This window comes from Sutcliffiella cohnii, assembly GCF_002250055.1.
In the GTDB taxonomy this organism is placed as follows: domain Bacteria; phylum Bacillota; class Bacilli; order Bacillales; family Bacillaceae_I; genus Sutcliffiella; species Sutcliffiella cohnii.
On record NZ_CP018866.1, the window covers coordinates 183,997 to 204,277 of the forward strand.

At 36.7% G+C, this 20,281-nt stretch carries 19 protein-coding genes; 14 read left to right on the forward strand and 5 right to left on the reverse strand.

Going from position 1 to position 20,281, the window contains the following annotated elements:
• Positions 1-75 precede the first annotated feature (75 nt).
• The 9 genes from BC6307_RS00795 (at position 76) to BC6307_RS00835 (ending at position 10,004) form a co-directional block, all read left to right on the forward strand.
• Positions 76-1,188: a metallophosphoesterase gene (locus tag BC6307_RS00795; RefSeq protein WP_066418838.1), complete on the forward strand. Its 1,113-nt coding sequence runs from the start codon at positions 76-78 to the stop codon at positions 1,186-1,188.
• Between the two features lie 128 nt (positions 1,189-1,316).
• On the forward strand, positions 1,317-1,961 hold the full coding sequence (locus tag BC6307_RS00800) for an LbetaH domain-containing protein (protein WP_066418835.1): 645 nt from the start codon (positions 1,317-1,319) through the stop codon (positions 1,959-1,961).
• A 92-nt stretch (positions 1,962-2,053) separates the two neighbouring features.
• The gene (locus BC6307_RS00805) at positions 2,054-2,755 is read left to right on the forward strand and encodes a response regulator transcription factor (RefSeq protein ID WP_066418833.1); all 702 of its coding nucleotides are present in this window, start codon (positions 2,054-2,056) and stop codon (positions 2,753-2,755) included.
• Positions 2,748-3,770, forward strand: coding sequence for a sensor histidine kinase (locus BC6307_RS00810; protein ID WP_066418829.1), 1,023 nt, complete (start codon positions 2,748-2,750; stop codon positions 3,768-3,770). The genes BC6307_RS00805 and BC6307_RS00810 overlap by 8 nt, the downstream gene beginning before the upstream one ends.
• A gap of 146 nt (positions 3,771-3,916) precedes the next feature.
• The gene (locus tag BC6307_RS00815; RefSeq protein ID WP_066418827.1) at positions 3,917-4,681 is read left to right on the forward strand and encodes an ABC transporter ATP-binding protein; all 765 of its coding nucleotides are present in this window, start codon (positions 3,917-3,919) and stop codon (positions 4,679-4,681) included.
• A complete protein-coding gene (locus BC6307_RS00820) occupies positions 4,671-6,635 on the forward strand; it encodes an FtsX-like permease family protein (RefSeq protein WP_066418825.1) in 1,965 nt (654 codons plus the stop codon). The genes BC6307_RS00815 and BC6307_RS00820 overlap by 11 nt, the downstream gene beginning before the upstream one ends.
• A gap of 375 nt (positions 6,636-7,010) precedes the next feature.
• The gene (locus tag BC6307_RS00825) at positions 7,011-8,210 is read left to right on the forward strand and encodes a quaternary amine ABC transporter ATP-binding protein (RefSeq protein WP_066418822.1); all 1,200 of its coding nucleotides are present in this window, start codon (positions 7,011-7,013) and stop codon (positions 8,208-8,210) included.
• The gene (locus tag BC6307_RS00830; protein ID WP_066418819.1) at positions 8,203-9,057 is read left to right on the forward strand and encodes an ABC transporter permease; all 855 of its coding nucleotides are present in this window, start codon (positions 8,203-8,205) and stop codon (positions 9,055-9,057) included. Before BC6307_RS00825 ends, BC6307_RS00830 begins: the two co-directional genes overlap by 8 nt.
• Positions 9,058-9,119: 62 nt before the next feature.
• On the forward strand, positions 9,120-10,004 hold the full coding sequence (locus BC6307_RS00835; RefSeq protein WP_066418817.1) for a glycine betaine ABC transporter substrate-binding protein: 885 nt from the start codon (positions 9,120-9,122) through the stop codon (positions 10,002-10,004).
• Between the two features lie 80 nt (positions 10,005-10,084).
• Here the strand turns inward: BC6307_RS00835 and BC6307_RS00840 are convergent, their stop codons facing one another.
• On the reverse strand, positions 10,085-10,939 hold the full coding sequence (locus BC6307_RS00840) for a MurR/RpiR family transcriptional regulator (RefSeq protein ID WP_066418816.1): 855 nt from the start codon (positions 10,937-10,939) through the stop codon (positions 10,085-10,087).
• A gap of 145 nt (positions 10,940-11,084) precedes the next feature.
• Here BC6307_RS00840 and gnd point away from each other — a divergent pair, with 145 nt between their 5' ends.
• Positions 11,085-11,981 (forward strand): phosphogluconate dehydrogenase (NAD(+)-dependent, decarboxylating), encoded by an 897-nt coding sequence (gnd, locus tag BC6307_RS00845; RefSeq protein ID WP_066418811.1) that lies wholly within the window; start codon positions 11,085-11,087, stop codon positions 11,979-11,981.
• A gap of 32 nt (positions 11,982-12,013) precedes the next feature.
• The gene (locus BC6307_RS00850) at positions 12,014-13,357 is read left to right on the forward strand and encodes a GntP family permease (RefSeq protein ID WP_066418809.1); all 1,344 of its coding nucleotides are present in this window, start codon (positions 12,014-12,016) and stop codon (positions 13,355-13,357) included.
• A gap of 81 nt (positions 13,358-13,438) precedes the next feature.
• Here the strand turns inward: BC6307_RS00850 and BC6307_RS00855 are convergent, their stop codons facing one another.
• The 4 genes from BC6307_RS00855 to BC6307_RS00870 form a co-directional block, all read right to left on the reverse strand.
• Positions 13,439-14,449 carry a FecCD family ABC transporter permease gene (locus BC6307_RS00855; protein ID WP_066418805.1) on the reverse strand — a complete coding sequence of 337 codons (1,011 nt, stop codon included), beginning with the start codon at positions 14,447-14,449 and terminating at the stop codon, positions 13,439-13,441.
• On the reverse strand, positions 14,446-15,456 hold the full coding sequence (locus BC6307_RS00860) for a FecCD family ABC transporter permease (RefSeq protein ID WP_066418802.1): 1,011 nt from the start codon (positions 15,454-15,456) through the stop codon (positions 14,446-14,448). The genes BC6307_RS00855 and BC6307_RS00860 overlap by 4 nt, the downstream gene beginning before the upstream one ends.
• Positions 15,457-15,552: 96 nt before the next feature.
• Entirely contained in the window at positions 15,553-16,479 is a 927-nt protein-coding gene (locus tag BC6307_RS00865; protein ID WP_066418801.1) for an iron-hydroxamate ABC transporter substrate-binding protein, read from the reverse strand.
• Entirely contained in the window at positions 16,430-17,275 is an 846-nt protein-coding gene (locus BC6307_RS00870; protein ID WP_066418800.1) for an ABC transporter ATP-binding protein, read from the reverse strand. Before BC6307_RS00870 ends, BC6307_RS00865 begins: the two co-directional genes overlap by 50 nt.
• A 193-nt stretch (positions 17,276-17,468) precedes the next feature.
• Here BC6307_RS00870 and BC6307_RS00875 point away from each other — a divergent pair, with 193 nt between their 5' ends.
• From BC6307_RS00875 to BC6307_RS00885, 3 genes are all read left to right on the forward strand, one after another.
• Entirely contained in the window at positions 17,469-18,518 is a 1,050-nt protein-coding gene (locus tag BC6307_RS00875) for an NAD(P)/FAD-dependent oxidoreductase (protein WP_066418798.1), read from the forward strand.
• Positions 18,519-18,650: 132 nt separating this feature from the next.
• Entirely contained in the window at positions 18,651-19,373 is a 723-nt protein-coding gene (locus tag BC6307_RS00880; protein ID WP_066418796.1) for an ABC transporter ATP-binding protein, read from the forward strand.
• Entirely contained in the window at positions 19,370-20,122 is a 753-nt protein-coding gene (locus tag BC6307_RS00885; RefSeq protein ID WP_066418794.1) for an ABC transporter permease, read from the forward strand. Before BC6307_RS00880 ends, BC6307_RS00885 begins: the two co-directional genes overlap by 4 nt.
• The last annotated feature ends 159 nt before the right edge of the window (positions 20,123-20,281 follow it).

Below are 20,281 nucleotides of genomic sequence, written 5' to 3' on the forward strand. Positions count from 1 at the left end.
AGTGTATTCTTTGCTTCACAAATCCCCATCGTATATAGTAAAAAGAGGAAATTTGAAGTGAACGGGTGAAGTTAAATGATGATATTTTTCGGACTGTTTTTTCTTGTAGTATATGCAGCGCTTGTATATTACATTGGAAGAAGCGTATGGGGATTGATGCTAGTTAGAGGAAGAAGGAGTGTTTCCTGGAAGTTTAAACTATTGTACATTATTACACTGACGGTTGTTTCCACTTCCTTCATAGTTGGGAGATTTTTCGATAATACGATCCTTCATATTATCGGCTCCTTTTGGATGGCGCTTTTCTACTTAATGGTTATTTTGTTACCGGTACTCCATCTTACTGTTTGGCTACTCGGCTTTACGAAAATACCGAGAATTCATATTGATAGATGGGCAAGAGTAATTGTGTTCAGTGTTGTTATATTTGTCATATCCTTCGGAGTTTATAATGCATACACACCTACTGTGAATCAATACGACGTGACAGTGGAGAAAGAAGTTGAGATGGAGAGTCTTAATATTGTCATGGCATCAGATATGCATTTTGGCGTTCTTTCTGGAAAAAATCATGCTAAAAAAATGGTGGAACAAATAAATGCACTTCAACCAGACGTCGTTATTTTTCCAGGCGATATTGTAGATGATGATATTGATCCGTTTGTGGATAAAAACATTGCGGAAGTACTTGCGCAAATTAATGCGCCTTACGGTGTTTACGCTTCGCTAGGAAATCACGATAAGCATAATGGACCGATTGAAAAATTAATTGATGTAATCGAAGAAGGAAATGTGACGGTTCTATATGATGATTTCATCTTAATAGATGACCACTTTTATATAATCGGTCGAAAAGACCGTACTGATAGAAACAGAGAAGAGTTGGCCGTGTTAACAGCAAATTTAGATAAGAGCAAACCGCTCATACTTGTCGATCATCAGCCGTACGATTTAGATGTGGCACAAGAGCAGGGGATAGATCTCATGCTTTCTGGTCATACACATTATGGACAAGTGTTCCCTGGAAACTTAATTACCGGAAAAATATATGAAAATGATTGGGGCTATCTCCAACTAGAGCAGCTTCATTCTATCGTATCATCAGGTTATGGATTTTGGGGACCGCCAATCCGCATTGGGTCACGCTCGGAAATTGTACAAATTGTCGTTTCTTTTTTAACTGAATAAATGCGGGGAAAGAGTTCTTTTGCTTAAAGGGCATAGAGCTCTTTTTCTTTTCACCTAAAGGATAGGCCAGGCAAAATAACAAATAGAGCAGCATAGGATAGTAACACTAGTTTAGGGGGTGACTGTCGATGTGGAGAAACAGAAACCATTTAACGTTTATCGGGCCAAACCCGGTTACAACGTTTAATCCTTATTCCCGCATACCTACTATTGCTACTACTGCGTACTTAAGTCCGTTTACATATATCGTGGGCGATGTGCGAGTCGGACATAATGTTTTTGTTGGGCCATTCGTTTCGTTAAGAGCGGATGAAGGAACTCCTTTTCATATTGGGAGTAACAGCAATTTGCAGGATGGGGTCATTTTACATGGCCTTGAACATGAATATGTCACAAGAAATAACAAACGGTATTCCATTTATATAGGAAAGGGAGTAACGTGTGCGCACGGTTCGCTTGTTCACGGACCATGCTTAATAGAAGATAATGTGTTTGTTGGATTTGGATCGGTCGTATTTAATGCAAAAGTCGGTCGAGATAGTTTTATTTCTTCTGGAGCGGTCATTACGGATGGGGTCGAGCTTAGACCGAACTCATTTGTTCCACCTGGGGCTAGCGTTGATAGTCAAGAAAAGGCAGACTCACTGTCAGGTGTTCCTGAAAACAATCAACAGTTTGCGATGGAAGTACAACGAGTCAATCGAGAATTTCCAGCAGCGTATTCGTTACTCTTAGGAAAAAATAGATGCTCTTGTGGACTGGCGTGTAGTTAAAAAGGGCAGAAATTATTCTCTTTCAAATTCTCCTACTTTATATAGAAGGAAATGGTATGATAAGGAAAGCTACCATTAAAAGGAGAGTTACGATGCATAAAATAATGCTGATTGAAGATGATCCCCAGTTAAGTGAAATCATTCAAGAAAATCTCGAGCGGTACGGGTATGTAGTAGCGCAACCAAAAAGTTTCGCAAATGTAGTAGAAGAATTTGTGGACTTTCGACCAGATTTAGTGTTACTCGACATAAACCTTCCTTACTATGACGGCTATTATTTATGTAGAAGCTTCCGCCAAAAATCTAATGTCCCAATCATTATTATTTCTGCGCGAAGTCAGGAAATGGATCAAATAATGGCAATTGAACTTGGGGCAGATGATTATATTACGAAGCCGTTTACGTTTGATATATTACATTCAAAAATTAAAGCAACGGTCCGAAGAGTGTACGGGGAATATGCAGTCAAAGAAAATCAGAACACTTCTATAGGTGAACTTTATATAGACTCGCAAACTTTAACAATAACGTACGGAGAAAAGAGCAAGGAACTTAGCAAAAATGAATATAAGCTGTTAAGAAAGTTGATGGAAAATAACAATGCTTACGTAACGAGAGAACAGTTAATGGAGGAAGTGTGGGATTCCTTTACGTTTGTTGATGATAATACACTAACTGTTAATATAACGAGAATTAAGCAAAAGCTTGTGGAGATAGGGGTAGGACAGGTGATTAAAACGAAAAGAGGGCTAGGGTATATGCTTCAATATTCTGTGGGGATGAACAATGACTAAAAGGTTACTCGTAAATTTTTTGAAAGATAGATTGTTGCTCATCGTCTTTTATGGGCTAAATATGTCTGCTATTATCGTCTATTTTCACCTTACTGAGCCAGCGAATACCGAGTACTTTTACCCGCTAGTTGTAGGGGGGTTCTTACTAACTATTTATCTCATAATAGATTGGCTTCGATACTATGAAACGAACAGTGCTGTTAGTCGAATGTTAAACGATGATTTTGCTGAGATGATTGCTCATACAGAAGAACAAAAAGCATTTCAACTGTTGCTCCAAAAGGTGAATCGTGAACATAAGAGTAAGTACTATGAGATGAATGAAAAAAATAAAGAAAGAGTTTACTTTTTATCTCATTGGATGCATCATTTGAAAACGCCTGTCTCAGTTATAGAGCTTATTTTGAATAAAGAGGAAAAAGATTCTGATAGGCTACTAGAAAAAATACAACGAGAAAATAAACGACTACATTCTTCTATCGAGCAAGGCTTAACGATGATCCGCATGGAGAACGTTGAGAATGATTTAGAAGTAAAGTCAGTTGATTTGTTACACGTTTTAAGAAAAATAATGAACGAACGAAAACGCGAGTGTATTTACCAATCCATCTTTCCGACTATTGAATTTGATGGTGAGTCAGCTTTAATCGTTACAGACTCTAAATGGAATGAAGTATTATTAGAGCAAGTAGTTTCCAATGCAATTAAATATTCGAGCTTTAAAAGTGGCAATAAAAAACTTCTTTTTAAGGTTGAACAAGGCGAAACGTATACAACGCTATCCGTAAAAGATGAAGGAGTCGGTATGCCTCCATATGACGTAGAGCGAGTATTCCAGCCATTTTTTACAGGCGAAAACGGTAGGAAGTATCCGAACTCAACAGGAATTGGCCTTTATTTATGTAAAAGGATTGCGGATAAGTTAGGCCATACGATTACGGTTCAGTCAAGAGTTTCAGTAGGGACAACGGTAACCGTTCAATGGATGACAGGAAAAGGCGAAGAGAAAGATTAGAGAAAGATCTTGAACGTTCCCCTTTAAATGCAAAATTACCTTACAAAACTGTAAGGTTTTTTTAGCATTTCCGATGGTTGGAAGCCTCTATGTTTTATACGATAGTTAGTAAGAAAGCAAAGTGTTTTGGTATAAGGAGGAAACGGATGGTTATTTTAGAAGCTAACAATATAGTAAAAGTATATGGCGAATCTAGTGGGGAAGGAGCAACAACTGCTTTAGGTGGTATAAGCCTTTCGGTTCAAAAGGGTGAGTTTATTGCCATAATGGGTCCTTCTGGTAGTGGGAAAACAACGCTATTAAATATGTTCAGTGGGATAGATAAACCATCTTCTGGGGAGATAGTAATTGCTGGTAGAGAACTAAGCGAAATGTCAGGAGATGAATTAGCGTTGTTCCGCCGAAAGCAATTAGGCTTTGTGTTCCAAGAATTCAACTTATTAGATAGCTTAACGGTGAAAGAAAATATTATGTTACCGATGGCACTAGAAAAGAAAACGATAGAAGAAATGGAAGAAAAAGTTCAAAGTGTCACCAATCTATTTGGAATTAAAGACATCTTACATAAATATCCTTACAACATTTCAGGAGGGCAACAGCAACGTACTGCTGTTAGCCGCGCATTAGCAAACGACCCGAATATTATTTTTGCCGATGAGCCAACTGGAAATTTAGACTCAAAATCGTCCTCTACCATTATGGAATGTTTTGAGAAAATCGTTGATGAGCTTATGACAACAGTTCTTGTCGTCACACATGATGTATTTGCAGCAAGCTACTGTCGAAAAGTTGTTTTTATAAAAGATGGGCTCATTCATTCTTATATTATTAAAAAAGGAAGTAGGAAGGAGTTTTTGAATCAGATTATAGATAACCTTGCTGTTTTAGGAGGGAAATCGTATGACATTTAGTCAGCTCGTTTGGAAAATGGCAAAGGTGAATAGTAGAAAGTATATTTTTTATTACTTATGTAATAGCTTTGCAGTTTTGTTCTTTTTTATGTTTTCGACTGTTTATTTTAACGACCAAGTTGTCGCTGTAAAGGAACTAGAAAGCATTCAAGATGCGTTAATCATTCCTGCTGTTGCACTTGTTGTTTTCACTGTATTTTTCATAAGCAATGCGCATACTGTTTTTATGAAAAGTAGAAGAAAAGAGTTTGGTCTTTTTATCACACTAGGAATGTCTAATCGGGATATTAGTAAACTACTATTAGTTGAAAACGGTGTAATTGGTTTTGTTTCCATTTTTTCTGGAATTGTTGGAGGAGCTGTTTTTTCTAAGCTGTTCTTCCTTTTACTAATGAACAGCGTTGGCATTCAAGGAGTATCCTTTCATATAAATAGTAATATGTTCTTGTACTCTATTTGTGCTTTTATGCTCGTCTTTCTTTTTTCAGTTGGGAAATCGCTCATCCAAATTTTATACTTTAACTTAATGGATAGTTTAAAGAGTGATAAAGTGGCAGAGACGATTAAAATGAAAAGTCCTCTATTAGGTGGGATAGGGTTAATGGTAGTTGTCGGTTCCATTTTATTACTCTATTTCACTTATGCAACAGCAGGGGATGCAGGTGGTTTATTGCTTCTTTGGACCATTATATTATTAGCAGGATTGTATATGTGTCTTAATCAGTTTTTTAGCTTTTATATCGATATAGCGAAAAGAAATAAGTCGTATTTCTATCGAAGATTATTAGTGTTAACTAGTTTAGATTATAAATTTAAACAATTAACATCTCTATTAATGCTCATCACGGTGATGGTAATGGTGACGATTTTTTATAGTACGTTACTATTGTTCTTTTATACTTCTGTAGAAAAACAAGTGAAGGAACATAGTCCGTTTGATATCGCCTATATTCAAACAGAGACGAAAAACAATATTTCGGTCCATGATCTTTATACCATTTTGGATCAAGAGGAGCACCGAATTACACAACATTTGGACATACCAATTTTCAACTATTTTCAAGAGCACCCGTATTGGGAAGGTGTGCATTATATTTACACATTCATGTCTCTTGAGGAATTTAACACGTTAACGTCTAGTCAGGGAAAACTACAAGACGGTGAGTATTTTTACTATATAAATAGTGTCCCAGAGTATGCATATAGTAATAGCGACTATGATCAAGGATTAACATTTCAGATTGGAAACAACCAGCTTACGTATCATTTAAAGGATACTAAGGTTGAAAGGCAGATAAATTATTTGAGCTATGTTAACGACATAATTGTCGTCAATGAATCAGACTACCATTTTTTAAAGAATAACTTGGAAACATATTCTGCCAATCTTCAATTAATCAACTTGAACAATTGGAAAAATACAATAGATGCGGCCAAGGAATTAGAAAATACGTTAAGTATCAAAAACGCATCCACACCACCTATCGAGGATTTCCGTACTATATATACGTTAGAAGAAGATTTGCTACAACTATCAGCTAAAGTGTTTGATTATAACAGGGAAAAGCATACGAATGGTATTATGTTTTTTGTGACGATTTTCTTAAGTGTTATTTTCTTCTTCGGAACGTTTATTCTCCTATATTTACATTTGTTCTCTGACATTGAAAAGGAAAAAGTGAAGTACAAAAAGTTGTATAAAGTTGGAATTACAGTAAAAGAAGTGAAAAAGGTAATTTCACAGGAACTATCATTCTTATTCTTTTTACCAACTATACTCGGTGCAACAATTGCGTACTTATACATCATGATTTTAGCAACTGATATAGGTGGAATTATGGAGAATCCAAACCTGTTAGTTAATTTTTTTATAATAGCGAGTATTTATCATGCTATTCAATTTAGTTATTTCTTTTATGCAAGAAGAAAAATGGTTGTAAAAATAATGGATTAAGAATATATGTTATTAAGCCAAGTACGAATAAAAGTACTTGGTTTTTTCGGTGAGAAAAGAACTAATTGTTATCACGTACATACGTTTACAAAAATGTAAAATAACCCCCTGAAATATCGCAATTTTCAGTAGATTAACTCAAGCAATGTTTAGCATCTGGTAGCATTTGAGAGGAAATGAACGAATGTCACTTCTCATTTTAGCTCAAAGTGATTCATCTCAAAATATGTAAGATTATTCGAAAATTTCACGTTTGTGTCAAAGGTGAAAAAAGGGTTAAGGTTATATAGTGATAATTACCTAAGTAAGTAAACTTCGATTCGTTTACGCTTAGTAACAAGTTATACGTGCTGTTAGAAGGATAGAGGTGAAGGTATGCCAACGATTGAAATTAGTCAATTAACAAAAGTATTTGGAAAAAATACGAAACAAGCGATCAAGCTTTTAGAACAAGGGTACACAAAAGAACAAATTTTAAAAGAAACTGGTTGTACCGTCGGAGTAAATCAAGCATCTTTTTCAGTAGAGGCTGGTGAGATTTTCGTCATTATGGGTCTTTCCGGTAGTGGAAAATCTACACTAGTAAGATTACTTAATAGATTAATTGAACCAACTTCTGGAACGATTTTAATTGATGGAGAAAACTTATCCAAAATGGATAAAAAAGCGCTTCGTCAAGTGCGCAGAGAAAAATTAAGTATGGTCTTTCAACAGTTTGGTCTGTTTCCCCATCGTACGATTTTGCAAAATGCCGAGTATGGCTTAGAAGTACAAGATGTTCCAAAAGAGGAACGAAAAGAAAAGGCAACAGAGGCATTAAAGCTCGTCGGCCTTGGTAATTATATTCATCAAAAACCCGGGCAACTATCAGGTGGTATGCAGCAAAGAGTGGGGCTAGCTAGAGCATTAGCGAATGACCCGAAGGTATTGTTGATGGATGAAGCATTTTCCGCATTAGATCCACTTATTCGAAAAGAAATGCAAGACGAACTCCTTGATTTACAATCTACTATGCAAAAAACAATCATTTTTATTACTCATGATTTAGATGAAGCATTACGATTAGGCGACAGAATAGCGCTCATGAAGGACGGGTCTATCGTACAAATTGGTACACCGGAAGAAATTCTTATGAACCCGGCGAATGAGTATGTTGAAAAATTTGTGGAAGACGTAGACCGCTCAAAAGTGTTAACAGCACAGCACATTATGAAGCGTCCTGAAACAATCAACATAGAAAAGCATGGACCGCGCGTTGCGTTAGAACGAATGCGAGAGTCAGGAATATCGATTATTTTTGTGACTGATAGTAAACGGAATTTAAAAGGTTACATAACGGCTGAAGATGCGTCGGAGGCAAGAAAAAAAGACGTGTCAGACATCACCTCCATTATTAAAACAGACATACCAACAGTGGAAAAGGATAAAACATTGAATGATATCTTCTCGATTATTCATGATTCACCAGTTCCAGTAGCTGTTTTAGAAAATGAGAAATTAGTAGGAATTGTTGTAAGAGGATCAGTTATTGCTGCTCTTGCTGGAGACGGTGAGGTGAATGTGGACAATGAATAGTATATTAGATTTTATTCCAAAAATACCAATTGCAGAAGGAATAAAAGCTTTTGTTGATTGGATTACGAACGTGTTTGCATTTATCTTTAACCCTATTAAAGTACATTTCGGTAATTTCATGGAATTTCTAGCAGAAGATGTGCTAATGCCGATTCCGCCTATTATCGTCATCATCGTTATAGCGGTCATTGCATTTTTTGCATCAAAGAAAAAGTTAGGATTACCGGCTTTCACAATTTTAGGACTATGGCTTATTTATAACCAAGGTCATTGGAACGACTTAATGAACACGGTAACGTTAGTACTAATTGCAAGTATTCTATCCATTATTATAGGAGTTCCAATTGGGATTTTAATGTCGAAAAGTAAAACGGCAAATGCAATCTTTTCTCCTATACTAGATTTTATGCAAACAATGCCAGCATTCGTTTATTTAATACCTGCAGTTGCCTTTTTTGGAATCGGAATGGTTCCAGGTGTATTTGCATCTTTAATATTTGCGACACCGCCAACTGTACGATTTACGAATTTAGGTATACGCCAAGTGCCGAAAGAATTAGTAGAGGCAGCCGATGCTTTCGGAAGTACTGGCTTTCAAAAGTTAATGAAAGTGGAGCTACCCGTTGCAAAGGCTACCATTATGGCAGGAATTAACCAAACAGTTATGCTGGCACTATCGATGGTTGTTATTGCCTCGATGATTGGTGCGCCTGGATTAGGAAATGCTGTTCTTTCTTCCTTACAGCGTGCGCAAGTAGGACCTGGATTTGTTGCAGGAATCGGAATTGTTATCCTGGCAATCATTATTGATCGAATCACACAAAACTTAAATAAGAAAAATGATTAAACTGGTATATCTTTTCAACGTGAAAAGTTTCCATAAATAATAATAGAAGGGGAGATTACGAAATGTTTAAAACGAAATGGAAAAAGATGTTAGGTGCAGCGGCACTTTCATTAGCTGTTTTTGCAGCAGGTTGTTCTTCTGATACAAGTGGATCGGAAGACACGATTGGAAAAGGTGAAAGAATTGAGTTAGCATATGTAGAATGGGATACGGAAATTGCCTCTACGCATGTTGTTGGAAAAGTATTAGAAGACCTAGGGTATGATGTTAGATTAAGACCACTAGATAATGCTGTTATGTGGGAAGCAGTTGCAAACGGAGAAGCGGATGCAATGGTAGCAGCTTGGTTACCAGCAACACATGCTGCTCAATTCGCTGAGTATGGCGATAAAATGGTTGACTTAGGAGCTAACTTAGAAGGAGCAAAAATTGGTTTAGTTGTTCCATCATATATGGACGTTGATTCTATTGCAGACCTATCAAGTGAAGCAAACCAATCCATTACTGCGATTGAACCTGGAGCTGGCGTTGTTCAAGCTGCACAGCAAACATTAGAAGATTACAGCAATCTTAGCGATTGGAGAGTTCAAACTTCTTCAAGTGGTGCAATGGTTACAGCTTTAAGCCAAGCGTATGAAAAAGAAGAAGATATTATTGTAACCGGTTGGTCTCCACATTGGAAGTTCGGTGCGTATGACTTAAAATATTTAGATGATCCAGAAGGAACATTTGGTGGCGAAGAAGTCATTAAAACTATGGTTCGTGAAGGCCTAGAAGAAGATTTAGAAGCAGCGTACAAAGTGTTAGATAATTTCTTCTGGGAAACAGAAGAAATGGAAAAAGTAATGCTAGAAATTCAAAACGGAAAAGACCCAAGTGATGCGGCAGCTGAATGGGTAGAAGCAAATGAAGATATCGTTGCGGAATGGACAGCAGGATTAGAATAATAATATAACAGCTTATAATATGGAAAAAGATAAGCATGAGTTCGATAACATCGGACTCATGCTTTTGTTCGTGGAAAAAATTATATTCTTTTAACTAAAATTGCTTCGCGCATTTTTTTTAGTGCTGCTTGTCCTTCCTCGCCCTTTTTCAAAAGAATATTAACGTAAAGGACATCAATTAACGTTAACTGTGCAATTCTCGACGATAATGCTTCTGAACGAAAATCTGTTTCTTTCGAGCTAGTATATAAAGGTACATGTACGGCTGCACTCAAAGTGGATTTTGCAAAATTCGTAATAGCGATCGTTTTTACATTATTTTTCTTCACAACATTTAAAATATGAAGAATGTCTTTCGAAGAACCTGAATGTGAAATAAGGACAGCACAATCTTGCTCTGTTAATTGAGATGCTGCCATTAGTTGAAAATGAGTGTCTGTTACGGTGTGAACGTTTACCCCTGTTCGAACTAGCTTATGATAGGCATCTAAAGCGATAATACTCGATCCGCCACTGCCAAAGACGTGAACGGATTTAGAAGAAACGATCGTATCAACAGCAAGCTGCAACTGTTCTTCATCTACAATTTGTAACGTATCCTCCAACGTTTCAATGTTTGCTCGAAAAACCTTCGACGCAATCGTATCAAAGCTATCTCCTTCATCGACATTTTCATGAATATCTTTTATCGGGGAAACTACTTCTGAAGCTAGTGCGATTTTCATTGCCTGATACCCTTTATAGCCAATTCGTTTACAAAAACGAAATACAGTAGAATCTGCCACATCTAAATCTTCCGCTAATTGATTAATAGAAGAATGAATAATTTTATTCGGATTTTTTAATATATAATCTGCAATCTTTCGCTCCGTTACACTAAATCTTGGATAGTTTGTCCGGACATTCATAAGAACGGATTGTTGTTGTTTTTTCATAACGACTCCTCTGATAAGGCTTTCTTTATATTATACAAGAAAACAGGTCGAGAAAAAATATTTTTTTGAAAACGCTTGCGAAAAAAATATTTTTTCGTATAATGAACTTAATAAGAAAATTTTTTCGATAGGGAATGATATATATATGCAAATTGGTATTGTTGGATTAGGAAAAATGGGATATCAGTTATCTCTTAATCTATTAGATAAAAAATATGATGTAGTTGCAAATGATGTAAATGTAGAAGCAATGGAAAAACTATCGATAGACGGTGGAAAAACGACGGCTACGATTGAGCAACTCGTACAATCTTTAGAAAAACCAAGAACTGTTTGGATGATGGTGCCAGCAGGTGATATAACAGAATCAGTATTCACATCCATTTTGGCTCACTTAGAAGAGGGAGACCGCATTATTGATGGCGGAAATGCTCATTATAAAGACTCTATTGCGAGAAGTAAGCGTTGTGAAGAAAAAGGGATTTACTTCTTTGATTGTGGTACGAGCGGTGGAGTAGATGGTGCACGTCAAGGAGCATGTGTAATGGTAGGTGGAAATGAAAAGGTTTTCAAGGAGATTGAGCCATTATTTAAAGATCTAACAGTTGAAAATGGTTATTTATATACAGGTGAAGTAGGGAGTGGCCATTTCTTAAAAATGGTTCATAACGGAATAGAATATGGCATGATGCAATCAATAGCGGAAGGCTTTGACATTTTAGAAAAAAGTTCTTTTAACTATGATTATGAAAAAGTTGCAAAAGTATGGAACAACGGTTCTGTTATTCGTTCATGGTTAATGGAGTTAACGGAAAATGCCTTTTCAAAAGACAGTAAACTGGATGATATTAAAGGGGTTATGCACTCTTCGGGAGAAGGGAAATGGACTGTCGAGACGGCACTAGATTTAGAAATGGCAGCTCCAGTTATTACACTAGCATTATTGATGCGTTACCGTTCTCAAGAAGATGATACATTTACTGGGAAAGTCGTTGCTGCACTTCGAAATGAATTTGGCGGCCATGCGGTTGAAAAGAAGTAAGCCTCAATGAATAGGAAGGAAATGAGTACATTATGGCAGATCATTTATTACTACTTATAGCGTTAGCAGGGATTTTCTTACTATTATTTTTAGTAATGCGTACAAAACTACATGCATTTGTTGCTTTATTACTAGTAAGTTTAATTGTTGGAATTCTAGCAGGGATGCCTCTAGATGAAGTAATTAAATCGATGGAACGTGGGATGGGCGGAACTCTCGGATTCGTTGCCGTCGTTGTCGGTCTTGGTGCAATGTTTGGACAAATGCTAGAAGTTTCTGGAGGAGCGGATAGACTAGCGAAAACGATGATCAATCGTTTTGGAGAAGATAAAGCACAATGGTCGTTAGGTTTCACAGGTTTTCTGGTAGCGATTCCAGTCTTTTTTGATGTTGGTTTTATTATTCTTGTTCCAATTGTTTACGGATTAGCGAAGAAAACAGGTAAATCGTTATTGTATTATGGAATTCCGTTGCTAGCTGGATTAGCTGTTACGCATTCCTTTATTCCACCAACACCAGGACCGATTGCGGTTGCTGATTTAGTAGGAGCGGAATTAGGTTGGGTTATCTTATTCGGTGTACTAGCAGGGATTCCTTCGATGATTATTGCAGGGCCATTATTTGCCCGTTATATTTCCAAACGACTTCACGTCGTTGTACCGGAATATATGAATATAGAAGAAGTAGAAGATAATCGTGATCTTCCGAGTTTTAAATTAATCACGGCAATTATTTTAACGCCATTAGTTTTAATACTACTTAATACAGTTTCAGGTGTGTTATTAGAAGAAGGTAATATGGCAAGACAAATCTTTACTTTCTTAGGTCATCCATTTGTTGCATTAACTTTTGCTACAATTCTCACGTTTGTGTTTTTAGGAACAAAGCGTGGTTTATCTCGTCAGGAAGTACAAGATATTGCTAATAAAGGATTAGAGCCAGCTGGTATTATTATACTTGTAACAGGTGCTGGTGGTGTTTTCAAACAAATCTTAATTGATTCAGGTGTTGGTGATGTTATTGGTAATATGATGGCTGGCTCTGCATTACCACCAATCTTACTAGCATTTTTAATTGCTGCGGCAGTCCGCGTTGCACAAGGTTCTGCAACCGTTTCGATGGTAACAGCAGCAGGTTTAATTTCACCATTAATTCAAATAATGGGGTTAGAAGGACCAGTTCTTGGCTTAATTGTTATTGCAATTGCTTCTGGAGCAACTGTACTTTCACACGTAAATGATTCAGGTTTCTGGCTTGTAGGTAGATACTTCGGCTTAGATGTAAAAGATACATTAAAGTCATGGACAGTAATGGAAACGATTATCGGACTTGTAGGTTTAAGTGTTGCTCTTATTTTAAGTGTGTTTATTTCATAAGGACGTTATGTTTCAAATAAAATATGAATAGTTAGAAGAAAAAGGTCAGTTTTTAAACTGACCTTTTTTACTTACCCTTATTTACGCTTTTTTCATCAACAAATACATAAAGTATGGAGCCCCAATTAACGCAACCATAATACCAGTAGGAATTCCTTCAGGTTCTATAATATTTCGACCTATTACATCGGCAAGAAGTAATAGAAACCCACCTAATAAAATTGCAATCGGAATGAATAATTGATGTCTTGGTCCAACTAATGCTTTTGCAATATGTGGAGCCATCAGACCGATAAACGCAATTCCTCCTGTAACAGATACTGCTGACGCCGCAAGAGCTACTGCAGCTAATAATAGAACTATTCGTTCTTTTTGGATTGCGATACCAACCCCTATGGCGACCGAATCTCCTAGATTTAAAATGTTTAACCGACTCGCTTTATATAGCGTAAATGGTATTAGGACGACTAACCACGGAAGAAGCGCCCAAATGAATGGCCAATCATCTCCCCAAATGTTACCGGCAAGCCATCTAGCGATAAAATCTACTTGAAATGGATCGAAGGAAGAGAATAGTAAAATCATGACACCCGAAAGTGCCAATGAAAAACCAACACCTGTTAGAACTAATCGAATTGGTTGGAACCCGTCCGTTCGACTATAGGAAAAAGCATAAATAGCAAATGATGTGAGCAGAGCAGAACCAAAAGCGATAATAGGAAGTAAATATACAAAATAACCGCTTTGTATCGGGAAAAACAAATAAAAACAAGCAACACCAATCCCAGCTCCAGCATTTATTCCAATAATACCAGGGTCCGCTAAATCATTACGAGTGATACCTTGTAAAATAGCTCCTGATAAAGCAAGCGCCATTCCTGCCAAAAGGACAACAATCATTCTCGGAAGCCGAATAGAAAATAGAATAAACTCTTCTTTAAAAGTACCTTGACCAAACAGTGTAGGCAGTAGCCTGTCATAGGAGAGGGAGGAATAACCAAGCCCTAAATTAACGAACATCGTAATAATAATGAACAAAACTAATAATAGAATAATTGTTCGTTGTTTTTTCAAAAGGATAGGATGGATCATAAAAAGGCTTTACCTCCTTTACGGACAACGAATAAGAAGAAAGGAAGCCCGATAATGGCGACTATTGCTACTACAGGTGTTTCGTAAGGAGCGCTAATCGTGCGCCCTACTAAATCCGCTAACAACATGAAACTTCCTCCAATAAATACGCTCATCGGAATAATAAATCGGTAATCACTACCAACAAAAGAGCGAACGATATGTGGAATCATTAAACCAATAAACGCGATATTACCAACTAGTGCTACAGCAGCACCAGCTAAAATTACAATCGTAATAAATAATACAATTTTTACTTGTGTTGTTTTCTGACCTAATCCAACAGCCACCTCTTCACTTAAACTTAAAATAGTTAACTGTTTAGATAAGAGAATGGCAGAACATATTCCTACTAAAATAAATGGAATGATCATTTGCAGCTGTCCCCAAGTAGTCCCGATAAGCCCACCAGAAGTCCACATCGAAACTTCTTTTGATATTTTAAAGTAAATCCCAATTCCTTCCGCAATAGCAGATAAAAAGGCAGTTACGGCAGCACCAGCTAAAACTATGCGAAAAGGAGAAAAGCCTCCTTTTCGTATTGCCCCAATACTGAGGACCATAAAAGTTCCAACTGCTGCTCCAATGAAACAGGCAATCATAATCGTAAAGTAATTAGCACCTGGGATTGCAACCATCGTTACCGCTAACGCTAAGTTGGCACCGGCGGTTAAACCTAGTAAACCAGGATCAGCTAATGCATTTTTCGTTAATCCTTGCATGATTGCACCAGCAACGGCTAAGGCTGCACCAACAAAGATTGCAGCAACAGCTCGAGGTAAACGAATTTCTCGTAAAATAGATAACTTTTCACCGGTAGCATTTGTTGTAATCGCTAACCAAATGTCTTTTAAAGTCACCTCTGCTGCTCCAAAACGAATCGCTAGTATAAACACGAGCATTAAAAGTAAGCAGCCAATGACTAATTTAAATGTAAAAGAAATGATAGGTAGCTTTTCTTTATTCATTTTATCCTCATCTTTTCTTATGAATTAAAGTATTATTACAAAAAAGAAAGGGTGTCCCATCGGTAATGACACCTTTGCGCACCCTACTAATATTTATTAGTTTCCAAGAAAGCTGTTTTTAAAGAATTCTAATTGGAAATCTAATGTAATTGGATCGTTAAAGTAAAATTGTGAAGCATTTGCAGTAAATACATGGTCATTTTTTACTGCTGGAATATTTTTATATGTTTCTGTTTCTTGGAACGAAATATCAACACCGTCGGAACTCAAGATAATATAATCTCCAGCATATTCAGGAAGAACTTCAAGGGACAAAGCATAATAACCGTCTTTTAGTGCCATTTCTTGAACTTTCTCCGGCATTGCTAACTTCATTTCTTGGTATAAAATTTCCGTACCACGCCCCCAATTATCTCCAAAAACGTAAAGCTGTTTGTTAAAGCTTTCGATAACAGATACTGTCACATCTTCACCGATATGAGCTTTTACTTCTTCACCAGCTTCATGTGCACGCTTTTTAAAATCTTCTACCCATTCTGTTGCTTCTTTTTCTTTGTTTAGTAATTTCCCAATTTCAATATGTTGAGTTAAGTAATCAACTGCTCCATATGTAAATGTAACAGTTGGAGCAATATCACCAAGTTTGTCTAAGTTTTTGTTAGAAGGAGCAGCAATAATTAAATCTGGTTCTAACTCAAGTATTTTTTCTAAGCTTTCATCTGTAACTTCTTCTGCATTTTTTAAATACGGCTCGTAGTTAGGATTCATTTTTGCCCAAGTATCAACGCCAACGATGTTTACATCTAGTGCCATAACACTACCTGCGTTAAAGGATGATAATACTACGACGCGTTGTGGATTAGCGGGTACTTCAATTGGACCGTTTTCTGATTCGAACACGATTGTTTCGTTCGATTCGGTAGTATCTTTTTCTTCGTTACTAGAAGTAGTAGAAGAGTTGCTGCTGCAAGCACTAATAAATAACACTAAGATTAGAATGATTGGAAATATGATTTTCTTCATTGTTCAATTCTCCCTTTAATAAGTTGTAAGTCATGCAGATTGGTTTATTTGTTCTTGGGTCGTTACTAATAAGAGCATCAATATGAAATACTTCTCGTAAAACCTCACTAGTGATTACTTCTTCACACGTGCCTGCCTTAACGATCGAGCCATTTTTTAAAGCAACAATGTAATCAGCGAAACGTGCTGCTTGATTTAAATCATGTAAAACCATAACGATTGTTCGAGACTGCTCTTTATTTAACTGTTGAAGCAACTCCAGTACTTCGAGTTGGTGAGCCATATCTAAATAGGTAGTAGGTTCGTCGAGAAAAATTATTTCTGTTTCTTGTGCTAACGCCATCGCAATCCAAACTCGTTGACGTTGTCCACCTGATAACGCATCTACTGTTCGATATTTAAAATCAGTTGTACCAGTTACTTCAAGAGCCCAATCGATTACTTCATAATCTCGTTTGGTTAAACGTCCGAAACCTTTTTGATAAGGGAATCGACCGTATGAAACTAGCTCTCCAACCGTTAAACCACTAGTGCTTTCTGGGGTTTGCGGTAATATTGCCATCTTTTTCGCTAGTTCTTTCGTATTTTCTTTTAAAATATTTTCTCCGTCCAAAATAACAGAACCGGATTGATAGGAAATAATTCTAGTAATTGCTTTTAGTAAAGTAGATTTCCCACAGCCATTTGGACCAATAATTGTTGTAATTTTTTTGTCGGGAATCTCAATAGTAAGATCCTTAACAATTAACTGCTCGCCATAGCCAATGGTTAGCTCATCCGTGAAAAGACGAATCATAACTAACCTCCTCTAAATTGTTTCGTAATTGAAAATGATTATCAATTTCATGTATATCATTTAATATAATTCCATCTCAGCCATTCGTCAACAATTATTTTTTTGGTTGTAAGAATGAGAAAAGTATCGTATATTTATGTTAATTGAGAATGATAATCATTTTAAGAGCTTCGCTTTCAAAGGAGTGGAAGTAATGAACGAGTTAGAATTATATGATGTGACAATAATTGGTGGAGGGCCTGCTGGACTTTATTCAGCTTTTTATAGCGGTCTTCGTGGGATGAAAACGAAAATAATCGAGTATCAGCCTCATTTAGGTGGGAAGATTCATATATATCCAGAAAAAATGATTTGGGATATTGGTGGGTTGACGCCCGCGCCTGGAGCAAGAGTAATTGAACAGCTAGTAGAACAAGGGTTAACTTTTCAGCCAACTGTTGTGTTAAGTGAAAAAATTAATGCTATTACTAGAGATGATGAAGGGCTCTTCGTTTTGAAAGCGGCGTCAGGTAATGTGCATCTTACTAAAACAGTTATTGTAGCAGTAGGTAGTGGAATTTTGAATCCACAAAAGTTAAATATCGAGGGCGCAGAACGGTTTGAAGTTTCTAACTTAAATTACACGGTTAAATCGATTAAACGCTTTAAAGATAAAACCGTTATTATTTCTGGTGGTGGAAATTCGGCGATTGATTGGGCAAATGAATTAGAGCCGATTGCGAAAAAAGTGTACATTACGTATCGGAAGGATGCCTTAAAGGGTCATGAAGCACAAGTGGCACAATTGATGAATAGTTCGGTGCAATGTCTTCTTCAAACAGAAATAACAAAACTAATGGCTACGTTTAATCAAGATAAGATTGAACGAGTAGAGCTTACTAATACGGAGACGGGGGAAGTTACGTACTTACCAATCGATGAAGTGATTATTAATCACGGATTCGAACAAGATACGACGCTATTACAAAATAGTCCTTTACATATCGAAATGGTCGATAGTTTTTATTTGAAAGGGCAAGCAAATGGAGAAACGTCGATACCGGGTCTTTACGCGGCGGGAGATATCTTAATGCATGAAGGTAAATTAAATCTAATTGCAGGGGCGTTCCAAGATGCAGCGAATGCAGTAAATCGAGCGAAGCAATTTATCCAACCAGAAGCGAATAAAGTGGCGATGGTATCATCCCATAATGAAGTTTTCAAAAAAAGAAATAGAGAATTAATCAAAAAGATGTTTGTTTAAAAACGACAGAGCGCTAGTTCTCTGTCGTTTTTTATTCTACTAATAACCTTATTATGTGCAGTTAATGACTTAATTTTGTATAGTAAGAGCAGATTAAGAAACAGATAAGTTATCGAAAGGTAGGAAGAAGACTTGAGCGGAGCAATTCAGTTTCATGATGTGCATTATAAGTCAGAAGATGGTATTCATATATTACGTGGAATTACTGGCTCTATCATAGAAGGAGAAGTTACAACATTAGTTGGTCCTTCAGGTGCTGGAAAGTCAACGCTACTAAAATTATGTAATGGGCTACTTTCCCCGACTTCTGGGGAGATAAGAATATTAAATAAAAATGTATATGACTATGATCCAGTTCAATTGCGTAAAGAAGTGGGAATGGCTCTTCAAAGTGCTCCGATGGTAGAAGGGGATGTTTTTCATAATTTAGCGTTGCCGATGCTATTGCAAGGAAAGTCATTACCCGAAAACGAAGCAGTAAAATTATTAGAGGATGTTGGTCTAGAAGGAGAGCATTTACGACGAAACATTAAAGATTTATCAGGAGGGCAACGTCAAAAAGTTTCCATTGCAAGGACACTAGTTAATCGTCCGAAAATTTTGTTGCTCGATGAGATAACTTCTTCGCTAGATCAAGTGTCGCAAAAAGAAATTGACGAGCTAATTGTGAAAATAAGCAAAAAATATGGTGTGACGATAATATGGATTACCCACAACTTACAGCAAGCTCTTAAAGTCGGCACATACGCTTGGATGTTAAAAGAAGGCGAGCTATTAGAATCGGGGAAAAGCGACCTGTTACATACCTCCACGAATGAACATGTACAAGCATTCGTAAAGGGGGAAATCGAATGAGTCCAATCGCATTAATAATGGCGCTCGTTTTCGTCCTTATCCCAATTTTTTTATCGAAAACATTTAACCTAGGTTTAGGAAAAGATACAGTCATTGCTGTTGTTCGGTCAATCATTCAACTATTTGCAGTTGGGTATATTTTAACGTTCGTATTTTCAGCAGAAAGTTTAATTTTTATTATCTTAATGGTAATCGTAATGATTGCTGCTGCTGCACAAAACGTTGCGAAAAAGGATATGCCGTTTAAGGGAATTGCGTGGAAAGCTACAGTAACACTTATTTTTATTGAGATACTCACACAAGGTATCCTACTTGGGTTTGGTATTATTCCGGCAACAGCTCAATATATTATACCAATTAGCGGAATGGTGATTGGAAATTCAATGGTGTTAGGGATCCTATTTCTTAACCGATTTACATCCGAAGTAAAATCTCGTGATGATGAAATTGAACTCATTTTATCGCTCGGTGGAAACCCAAAGCAAGCTATTCATACCCAACTTATTCAATCAATTAAAGCTAGCATGATCCCAACAATAGAAAGTCAAAAGACGATAGGACTAGTACAACTGCCAGGTATGATGAGTGGACAAATTATTGCCGGGGCTAGTCCTATTGAAGCTGTTCAATTTCAATTACTCATTTTGTTCTTACTATTAACAACTGCATCAGTAACGAGTATCATGCTTGGTTTATTGACGTACCCGAGCTTGTTCAATGAACGAATGCAGTTAAAGCGGCTGCGGTGAAATAAATGAGGCTCCCTTTTGTTAAGGGAGCCTGTTGAAAGGCCAATAAAAGAAGTAAACTCTAATAAGATCATTGTTAACGTAAATAAAATAACGATTACCGCAAATAAGACACTAATTGGAAGGCAGATTGAATTATATGTTACCAAACATAAATTC